General features: G+C 42.1%; 9 protein-coding genes. 7 read left to right on the plus strand and 2 right to left on the minus strand.

The genetic code is table 11. From position 1 onward, the window contains the following. The first annotated feature begins 341 nt into the window (after nt 1-341). From B3N34_RS03510 to B3N34_RS03535, 7 genes are all read left to right on the plus strand, one after another. Entirely contained in the window at nt 342-1,001 is a 660-nt protein-coding gene (locus tag B3N34_RS03510; protein ID WP_286975000.1) for a bifunctional 2-keto-4-hydroxyglutarate aldolase/2-keto-3-deoxy-6-phosphogluconate aldolase, read from the plus strand. A gap of 24 nt (nt 1,002-1,025) precedes the next feature. After that, complete coding sequence (locus B3N34_RS03515) at nt 1,026-2,054, plus strand: sugar kinase (protein WP_286975001.1); 1,029 nt, start codon at nt 1,026-1,028, stop codon at nt 2,052-2,054. A gap of 74 nt (nt 2,055-2,128) precedes the next feature. Continuing rightward, a complete protein-coding gene (gene uxaC / locus B3N34_RS03520) occupies nt 2,129-3,556 on the plus strand; it encodes a glucuronate isomerase (RefSeq protein ID WP_286975003.1) in 1,428 nt (475 codons plus the stop codon). 92 nt (nt 3,557-3,648) lie between these two features. Further along, a complete protein-coding gene (locus B3N34_RS03525; protein WP_286975005.1) occupies nt 3,649-4,641 on the plus strand; it encodes a TRAP transporter substrate-binding protein in 993 nt (330 codons plus the stop codon). 188 nt (nt 4,642-4,829) lie between these two features. After that, on the plus strand, nt 4,830-5,234 hold the full coding sequence (locus B3N34_RS09840) for a TRAP transporter small permease (RefSeq protein ID WP_414632101.1): 405 nt from the start codon (nt 4,830-4,832) through the stop codon (nt 5,232-5,234). A gap of 5 nt (nt 5,235-5,239) precedes the next feature. After that, on the plus strand, nt 5,240-6,538 hold the full coding sequence (locus tag B3N34_RS03530) for a TRAP transporter large permease (protein ID WP_286975007.1): 1,299 nt from the start codon (nt 5,240-5,242) through the stop codon (nt 6,536-6,538). A 38-nt stretch (nt 6,539-6,576) separates the two neighbouring features. Continuing rightward, nucleotides 6,577-8,109, plus strand: coding sequence for a tagaturonate reductase (locus tag B3N34_RS03535; RefSeq protein ID WP_286975009.1), 1,533 nt, complete (start codon nt 6,577-6,579; stop codon nt 8,107-8,109). A 62-nt stretch (nt 8,110-8,171) separates the two neighbouring features. On the opposite strand, the gene B3N34_RS03540 is transcribed toward B3N34_RS03535, so the two are convergent. Together B3N34_RS03540 and B3N34_RS03545 are read right to left on the minus strand one after the other, a co-directional pair. Then, nucleotides 8,172-9,671 (minus strand): UxaA family hydrolase, encoded by a 1,500-nt coding sequence (locus B3N34_RS03540; RefSeq protein WP_286975011.1) that lies wholly within the window; start codon nt 9,669-9,671, stop codon nt 8,172-8,174. Nucleotides 9,672-9,689: 18 nt separating this feature from the next. Further along, complete coding sequence (locus tag B3N34_RS03545) at nt 9,690-10,454, minus strand: IclR family transcriptional regulator (protein ID WP_286975013.1); 765 nt, start codon at nt 10,452-10,454, stop codon at nt 9,690-9,692. Between the last annotated feature and the right edge of the window lie 157 nt (nt 10,455-10,611).

Consider the following 10,611-nt stretch of genomic DNA (forward strand, 5'->3'; position numbering starts at 1 on the left):
ATTCCCCATGTTTTAGTAGTTTCAGTAAAGTTTCATTCACAATCCCAACCCGCTTCTACATAAAAGGCATCCGGCAGTCAAGTGGATTACAAGATATTAAAAGCAAATTTAACATGTCATATTAAAAGCATGTTACCGCCAAGCCCTCAACGATTCCGTTGGTTGCATGGATTATTATAGTTTTAATTGAACAATAGGAATTCTAATTGCAGGAATTTTTAAATGCTTGACATTCTCCTCATGCGGGTTTATTATAAAATTGTTTCATTATAAGGTTTCATATACCATACTATGGAATAAGACAATAACAGTCACATCACAATAGAGGGGAGTAATAAAAATTGTCTATCAAAAAATACGAAATACTTCAAAAGATTCACGAAAAGGGCATAGTGGCCATTGTGCGTGCAAGGAATGGCGAAGAAGGTCTGAAGCTAGCCAACGCTATATTTGAAGCAGGTATACCCGCGGTTGAAATCACAATGACAGTTCCAAACGCTATCGATATCATGAAAGATTTGGCTAAAGAGTATGCTCATAAGGGCCTTATACTGGGAGCTGGAACTGTACTGGATCCAGAAACAGCACGTCAATGTATACTTGCGGGGGCAGAATATATAGTTGCCCCTAACCTCAACGAAGATTTGATTAGACTCTGCAATCGCTACTCTATACCATGCATGCCTGGCGTAGGGACTGTAACAGAATTAGTGCGAGCTATGGAATTAGGTATTGATGTGGTAAAGTTATTCCCTGGAGAAGTATTAGGCCCAGACTTCATAAAAGCGGTATTGGGTCCCATACCTTATGCAAAAATGATGCCTACTGGAGGCGTAAACATCGATAATTTGGACAAATGGTTCAAGGCTGGTGCTTACGCAGTTGGTATGGGTTCTGGCATAACGAAACCCAACGGAGTTGAAGGCGACTATGAAGCAGTCAGACGTACTGCAAAAGATGTCGTGGAGAAAATTGCTGAAATCAGAAAAAATATTAAATAATTTTGCAAGAGAGGAAGATATGTCATGAAGCGAATAATTACTTTCGGCGAGTTAATGCTTCGTCTATCGCCTCCAGACCACGAAGTACTTCTCCAAAGCCCGATTTTGGAGGCCACCTTTGGGGGTGCCGAGGCCAATGTAGCTGTTTCTTTGGCAAATTACGGTGAAAATACGAGCTTCGTCACGGCACTGCCAAACAATCCGATAGGTAAAGCAGCCGTTATGAATTTGCGTTCCTTTGGGATCGACACTTCGCACATAGTGTTCAAAGGTGAAAGGGTAGGAATATACTACGCACAAAAGGGATCCTGTTTTAGGCCATCGCAAGTAATTTACGACCGTGCCCATTCCTCCTTTTCTGAAATCAAACCGGAAGATCTGGACTGGGACGTTATCTTCGAGGATGCCGATTGGTTTCATGTAACGGGAATTACACCTGCCGTCTCCGAGGGGGCTGCCCTGGCAACGTTAGAGGCAGTTAAAAAGGCAAAAGACATGGGAATTACTGTATCTTGCGACCTGAACTACAGAAAAAAGCTGTGGAAGTGGGGCAAAAAAGCACCCGAGGTCATGAGAGAGTTGGCTAAATATCTCGACGTAATGATCGCCAACGAAGAGGATTGCCAGTTAGCGCTTGGAATAGATGCCCATATCGACGTAACCAAAGGCGCCTTAGACCCGGAAAGCTACAAGGGAATAATAAAAACGGTATTCGATCTATACCCTCAACTCAGTTATGTTGCCACAACATTACGAGAAAGCGTAAGCGCAGACCACAACAATTGGTCTGCTATTTTAGCCAACAAAGACGCATTCATGGTAAGTCGCAAGTATCAAATAACGGATATCGTAGATAGAGTGGGCGGCGGAGATTCTTTCGGTGCAGGCCTAATTTATGGACTGAGACATTTTAAAGATCCCAAGGACGCTTTGGAATTTGCCGTAGCCGCTTCAGCTCTTAAACACACGATACCCGGCGATTTCAATAGGGTAAGCAAAGAAGATGTGCTAAACCTGATGGGTGGAGACGTAAGCGGGAGGGTTCAAAGATAAATTAAAGGCAGTGACACATCACTGCCTTTAATTTATCTAGTAATATATACTCAATAAATATATGGGAGATTGATATGACAAAGAAAATTTTTATTGATGATAACTTTTTGTTGGAGTCCAAGGCTGCGCAAAAACTTTATCATGAATATGCAGAACCTATGCCTATTATCGATTATCACTGTCATTTGCCAGTGTCCGACATTGCGGCAGATCGAATATTTGAGAATATAACCCATGTGTGGTTAGGCGGAGATCATTATAAGTGGCGTGCCATGAGAACCTGTGGCATAAACGAAAAATATATAACCGGCGACGCTTCAAACGAAGAAAAATTTAAAGCCTGGGCCACAGTGGTACCCAAGCTTATTCGCAATCCCCTCTATCATTGGACCCATCTTGAGTTAAAGAGAATATTTGGGATAGACGAGCTTTTAAATCCCTCTTCAGCAATGGATATCTACCGACAATGTAATGAGCTTTTACCTCGCAGCGAATTTTCAGTGCAATCAATTTTGAAAAAATTCAAGATGGACGCTTTATGTACCACTAATTATCCAACAGAAACATTAGAGCATCATAATAAAATCCGCAATTCTAAATGCGATATTATTGTGCTCCCCTGTTTTAGACCTGACGTCGCCCTAGATGCACATCTTCCGCAAAAATTCAATAATTTTGTAGATTCCTTAGAAGACTTGACAGGTCATTCAATTAATTCTTTTGACGATTTTATGGAATCTCTATGGCAGAGACACCAGTTCTTCCATAAAAGTGGATGTCGCATATCCGATTATGGTATAGAGACGGCATACTCTGAGGATTGGACTCTGGGAGAAGTCAATAGCGGCTTAGCCCAAGTTAGGTCAGGCCTTCCTCTAGAGGGAGAAGCGCTTTCGAAGTTTCGCTCTGCCGTGCTCTATGAACTTCTTTCAATGGATTACAAGCAGGGCTGGGTTCAACAGCTCCACCTAGGCGCTATGCGAAATAACAATACCAGGATGATGTCCATACTTGGGCCTGATAGCGGATATGATTCCATTGGCGATTTCGAGCAAGGGCGCTCTCTGGTCAGGCTTTTAGATAAACTGGATCAATCCGGACATCTTGGCAAAACAATAATCTATTGTTTAAACCCAAGGGACAACGAACTTATAGCATCTATCATCGGATGTTTTCAAGATGGTAGTGTTCCCGGCAAAATTCAAATGGGATCTGCATGGTGGTTCAACGACCACAAAGATGGCATGACGAAACAAATAGAGGCTCTATCTGCCATCGGCGTACTATCCACTTTCGTAGGAATGCTCACAGATTCGAGAAGTTTCCTATCTTACCCCAGGCATGAATACTTTAGAAGAATACTATGCAATATTTTGGGGAAAGGAATAGAGAGCGGAGAATTGCCTGAGGATTACCAACTCATCGGAGGGATAGTGCAGGACATTTGTTACTTCAATGCCAAGAATTATTTTCAACTTCACGAAGCGCACAATAGCATATAACGTATAAGGATTTTAAAACCTAATATCATCGAGAATAAATAATAATATTGATAAAATAGCAGTAGAACCATCACAAAATGGGAGGGATTGGTATGAGGAAGTTTGTTGCTTTAGGTGTTATGTTTACCGTTTTGGTGCTTCTCTTCTCTGTTAACGTTCCGGCCCAAGCACAACCCCAGATCGTTATGAGGCTGGCAGAAACGCATGCTCCTGATTACCCAACGACAAAAGCTGACTACGAATTTGCTCGTTTAGTCGAAGAAAGGACAAATGGGCGAATTAAAATCGAGGTTTATCCAAGCGCACAACTTGGGGAAGAAAAAGCTGTCATCGAAGCAGTGCAGTTTGGTGCAATAGACTTTAACCGCACAAGCATTTCTCCTCTTTCCGCCTTTGCTTCAAACCTAATTGCCCTTCAAATGCCTTATCTATATCGAGACGACGATCATATGTGGAAAGTATTAACCGGACCAATCGGCGAGAATTTCCTAAAATCTCTGGAACAGTACAACTTCGTTGGCCTTGGTTGGTATGATGGAGGCACAAGGCATTTTTACAACTCTAAAAAAGAAATCAAATCAGTATCGGATTTAAAAGGCATGAAAATAAGAGTTCAGGAAAGCAAATTGATGACAGACTTGGTATCATGTCTGGGCGCAGTGCCAACACCCATGCCCTTCGGCGAAGTCTACAGCGCCTTGCAGACTGGCGTAATCGACGGTGCAGAAAATAACCTGCCGAGCTATTATTCAACCAGCCATTACGAGGTTGCTAAATATATCACCCTCGATGGTCACAGCAGAATTCCCGAAATAATCATTGCAAGCAAATTATCTTGGGATAAGTTGTCAAAAGAAGATCAGGAGATCATCCGACAAGCAGCAAAGGACTCCATGCCCTATCAAATCAAACTCTGGAAAGAATTCGAAAAGGACTCTGAAGAGAAGACTAAAAGCGCTGGAAGTATCTACACGGAACTGACCCCGGAATCATTGGCAGAATTTCAGAAAGCAGTTCAACCAATGTACGATGCTCTCAGCCCTGAATTAAAAGAAATCGCAGAACAAGTCAGAAGCGTGAAATAAGCATAACCTTATAATAAGGTAATAATAATCCAGGAACCTCTTAGGCTGATACCTAAGAGGTTCCTGGGAACATAGTTTGGTTTGGACGATCAATTGGGAGGTCTTGTTTGTAAATGAATATACTCAATAGAATATTTGATTCTGTTGATCATATATTGATAATTATTGCTAAATTATTGCTATTAGCAATGGTAATAATCGTGTCTACAAACGTCTTTATGCGATATGTTCTAAACTCGGGAATTCGCTGGGCAGAAGAAATCTCGCTAGTTTGCGTCGTTTGGTTTACGTTCATAGCATTAGCACATGGTGTAAAAGAAAAGTTGCACATCAAGATGAATTTATTACCTGCTAGTATTATACGAAAATTCTATAAATTTTTTATTATTTCTTCTAATATTATAATTTTTATTGTCGGATATACAATGATCTACTACGGAATAAAACTTGTAGAAGTTACTAGTCGTTCTATTCTCCCCGCTTCGAACCTTCCTGCAGCGGTACTTTATTTTCCTCTTATATTATCAGGAATGTTAATCATATTTAACATTATAATTGATTTTTTAAGATTATACAGGCATCGAGAGGTGTAGAATTAATGGCGGACCCAACTATTGCGACATGGATTTTAATAGGATCTTTTATTTTTATGCTCTTCATAAGAATTCCAATAACATTTGCCTTGGCAGCTTCTTCCATCTTTACCGCCTTGTATCTCAAAATTCCGCTCATGGCCATAGTCCAACAAATGGTCCAAGGCGTTAACTCATTCTCCCTGATGGCAATACCCTTTTTTATCATAGCGGGCGAGATCATGGGGGAAGGAGGAATTTCTCGACGATTGATTGAATTTGCAAATCTTATTGTCGGAAGGTTTCGCGGCGGGCTAGCTTTAGTCAACGTATTGGCCAGCATGTTCTTTGGTGGAATCTCCGGCTCAGCAGTAGCCGACGTTTCCTCTATAGGCGCAATACTCATCCCCATGATGAAAAAACAGGGTTACGATTCAGATTATTCCGTTGCCGTTACAGTCACTAGCGCATGTCAAGGGGTTATTATTCCCCCAAGCCACAATATGATAATTTTCTCTTTAGCAGCAGGAGGAGTTTCCGTTGGCAGATTATTTCTTGGAGGATTCGTCCCCGGAGTTTTGTTGGGAATATCACTGATGATCATTAGCTACATTATGGCCGTCAAGCGCAATTATCCCAAAGGAGGAACTTACTCTCTCAAAGAAGCTAAAGTCATAATCAAGGATGCCTCCTTAGGAATATTTACTGCAGTTATAATCATCGGCGGCGTAATATCAGGAGTTTTCACAGCAACGGAATCAGCAGCCATTGCATGTGTGTATGCCTTTTTTATAACATTTTTCGTCTACAAAGAAATTCCTTTGTCAAGAATGAATAAAATTTTGTATTCGTCACTTAGAACATTGGCCATGGTCATGAGTCTCATTGCTGCTGCAAAAGCCTTTGGTTGGCTATTGGCATATCTCAAGATCCCTGCCCTTGTAACGGCCTCTCTTTTGGATATAACGGCAAACCCAATTCTACTGCTACTGCTCATCAACGCTTTGTTGCTGATATTGGGGTGTATCATGGATATGGCTCCTCTTATTTTAATTACAACACCCATTTTATATCCTGTAGTCGTTAATACACTAGGTATGAATCCCGTGCAGTTCGGAATCATGATGATACTTAACTTGGGAATTGGACTTTGCACTCCTCCAGTGGGATCGGCTTTGTTCGTTGGTTGCGCTATCGGTAAGATCTCCATCGAAAAAGCAACGTTTGCTATGTTGCCTTTTTATATTGCAATGATTGCGGTTCTTTTATTAGTCACATTTGTGCCGTTTATAAGTATATATATTCCCAATTTATTGATGGGATAATAGTAAGTATAATGTATAATGTAGGAGGAAACATATTAATGATAAAACTTAAGCGCGATACTCTCAATAACGTGGCATCGAGCGAGGTAGACTTACCAAAGAAGAAAACTCTTGATCTTGTACCAAAGGTTTTACAGTTCGGCACAGGCAATTTTTTAAAAGCTTTTGTAGACTCGTTCATACAGATAGCAAACAACGAGAATATATTTGGAGGACGAATCATAGCTATTCAATCGACTCTCGAAGGCAGAGCCGATGCAATTAACGCTTCAGACGGCATTTTCACCCATATAGCCCGAGGCATGCATCAAGGACAACCTAAAGAAGAGATCAGAATCGTAGGAAGCATCGACAAAGCGCTCAAGGCACACGGGCAATGGGACGAGGTGCTTGAAGCGGCAAAGGACCCAAACATCAAAATAGTCGTCTCCAACACGACTGAAGCTGGAATTGCCATATCGCCTGATGATCGTTTCGACGACAACCCTCCTCACTCCTTCCCAGCCAAAGTAACCAGACTTCTTTACGAACGCTATAAGACATTGGGCAAAGATAAAGGTAAACTGATATTCATTCCCTGCGAGCTCATTGACCGTAACGGTGATGCTTTAAAGGAATGTGTTATAAAATTATGCCATATATTCGACCTAGAAAAAGAATTTATCGACTGGGTGGACAAAGAGTGCACATTTTGCTGCTCCTTAGTCGATCGAATTGTAACGGGATATCCGCGGGATGAGATCGAAGAGCTGGCAAAGAGGTTGGGATATGTCGACAACAACCTCGTGGTTTCGGAGTTGTTTCACTTATGGGTAATAGAAGGACCCAGCTTTGTAAAAGACATATTCCCGCTACATGAGGCAGGCCTCAACGTGATCTTCACAGAGGACATAACACCTTATCGAACCAGAAAGGTTCGCATTCTAAACGGAGGACACACATCCACTGTCACTTTAGCTTATGCTGCAGGATTAAATTATGTAAAAGAAATGGTCGAGCATCCAATTATCGGTTCATACTTGAAAGACCTCCTTTTTGAGGAGGTAGTTCCAACCGTTCCCGGCAATAAACCAGAAATATCGGCATTCGCAAAAGAAGTGCTAGAAAGATTCAAAAATCCCTACATTAAGCACTCCTTGCTGGACATAACTTTAAATTCAACGAGCAAGCTGGCTGTTCGCATAATACCAAGCCTTGTGGATTTTTATTCAACCACCGGAAAACTTCCGAACCGTTTGCTTTTGTCCGTCGCAGGCTATCTGAGGTTTTATAAGATCACCAGGACTGACGGTAAATATTTCTACGGTACTCGTGATAACGGCGAAGAATATCCCATTAGAGATGATAAGGAAATACTCGAATTCATGAAAAGCATTTGGGACGCTCCTGATGCCTCTTTTGGCATAAGACAATGCAGATCTATCGTAAAGAAGGCTCTCTCCCATCCAAAGCTTGGAGCCAAAGACTTGTTAAAAGTGCCGGAAATAGTCGACAAAATATCGCTCTATTTGCACGATCTTTTAAACAAAGGTGCCGTAGAAACTGTTAGGAGTGTAATCTACGACAACTAACAAAACGGGAGAGATTCTCTCCCGTTTTTGTCGTAATTTCAAAAAATTAATCATTTTTTATATTATAACATAACCCCATCTTTCCAGATGGCTATCTGTCTAAATCCGTTTTCTTCGCTTTTCGTCTTTTCTCCGCTGGCCACGTCTATTATCTTTTGAATAAATTTATCTAAAAGCCTCTCCATTGGCTCTCCTTCGAGCAAACTTCCTGCGTTAAAATCTATCCAATTTCCTTTTCTGCGATAGAGATCGCTGTTGGTGGATACTTTTACGGTAGGCACAAATGTGCCGAAAGGCGTACCTCTGCCTGTCGAAAAAAGAACCATGTTACAACCCGCGGCTCCCAGAGCAGTTGATGAAACTAGGTCATTGCCAGGTCCTTCCAACAGAGACAACCCCTTCTTCGTGATTTGACATCCATATGGCAAGACGTCTACTACTGGTGCTCTACCGCCCTTTTGAACACAGCCAAGGGACTTTTCCTCTAAAGTCGTTATTCCGCCGGCCTTATTTCCGGGAGACGGGTTTTCATATACGGGTTGTCCGTGGGATATAAAATATTCCTTGAACCCATTGATAAGCTTGACGATTTTCTCAAATACTTCTTCATTTTCGGCCCTTTCCATTAACAGCCTCTCAGCCCCGAACATCTCAGGCACTTCCGTCAGGACAGAACTGCCTCCTGCGCATACTAGGAAATCCGAGAAAGCCCCAAGCAGCGGATTGGCTGTTATGCCCGAAAATCCGTCAGATCCTCCGCATTTAAGGCCAACCGACAGCGACGAAATGGGAACATCTTCTCTCCTGTCAGAAGATGCATTTTCTGCCAGCTCGCATATTATTTTTGCTCCCACTTCTATTTCGTCATCCACTTCCTGCGCAATAAGAAAACGAACTCTCTCCCTATCGAAATCGCCAAGATGCGCGACAAAAGAATCGAGTGTGTTATTTTCACATCCCAACCCTAAAACCAATACCCCGGCCGCATTTGGATGTTTTACTATTCCGGCAAGTATTTTTTGGGTCTTTTCCAGATCTCCTCCGAGTTGCGAGCAGCCAAAGGGGTGAGCCATGACGTTAAAACCATCGATCGTGAACGGGAAAGATTTACCGTCGAGCATTGATTTGGCTTTTTTAATTACCAGATCCCCAATTTCGTTTATGCATCCCACTGTCGGCACTATCCAAATCTCGTTTCTTATGCCCACCAAACCGTTTTTACGCATAAATCCCTTGAATTTCCGCATTATCGAAGAATCGGGACAAGTCAGATAATTCTTTGGTTCGTATGAATATTCCTCCAAGCCTTCCAGATTGGTTTTCACATTATGGGCATGGACATGCTCCCCTGCTCGAATCTCAACAATTGCCCTTCCAATGGAGAATCCGTACTTTACCACCTTTTCTCCGGATTTTATATCCTTTAAAGCGACCTTATGTCCTACGGGCACATCGCTTATCAACGTCAAAAACTGTCCGCCAATTGTTACGACATCGCCCGTTTTAAGTTCTTTTACAGCAACTGCAACGTTATCTTTGGAAGTTATTTGCAATATAGACATTGTATTCACCTTCTACTGCTACATTCCAGGCAAAGAATTTAGTGCCTCAGATATCTTGGCGGCAATTTCCTGAACCTTTCTTCCCGCTTCTAGCATCTTTTCTTCTTGGAACCTATAAGCCGGAGCGGAAACGCTTATGGCGCCTACGGGCCTGCCATTCTGCAATATGGCCGCTCCGACGCAACAAATCCCCTCTTCGTTTTCCTGCAAATCCTTTGCAAAGCCCTCCTGCCTGATTTTAGACAATGCGGCCATTAGATTTCCACGATCAACTATAGTATTGGGCGTTTTTGAGATAAGCTGGGTTTTCCTTAAATAGGCGTCCAGCTCCTCTTTGCTCAAGGAAGCTAAAATCGCCTTGCCCGCTGCCGTGCAATATAAAGTCAGATGCGCACCAATTCTGGAGTGCATCCTCACTGCATGGGGAGTATCTAACTTCTCGATGTAATATGCTTCTTCCCCATCGAAGGATATCAAATGAACTGTCTCTCTGGTAAAATCCCAAAGCTCCACCAAGTAGGGTTTAGCTATCTCCAGCAAGACATTTTGTCCCTTGTAGGCGCTGGCCCAAAAAAGCACTGCAGGACCTATGGCATACTGCCCGTTGCAGCGCACGACAAGCGAATGTTCTTCAAGGGTGTTAAGAATTCTAAAAACTGTAGTTTTTGGCAACGATATCTTGCCCACTATCTCCGACAGACTTGAAGGCTGCCCCAGTTCAGCAAGACAATTCATGACATCTACTGCTCTTTCTAAAACCCGTATGTTTGCGACGCCAGGCATTTAAATTCCTCCATGTGGAAAATTATTTCATTATTTGTATATTATACCATAATTTAAATTTCTCTTATTGGAAAGTAAACGCCCTTGCATTGAAATTAACAGAAAAATTGGTAATACCCCACGACAAATATGATTGCAATTATAACAGGCAAAACGT

The sequence above is a fragment of the Acetomicrobium sp. UBA5826 genome (genome assembly GCF_002433005.1).
GTDB lineage: Bacteria > Synergistota > Synergistia > Synergistales > Acetomicrobiaceae > Acetomicrobium.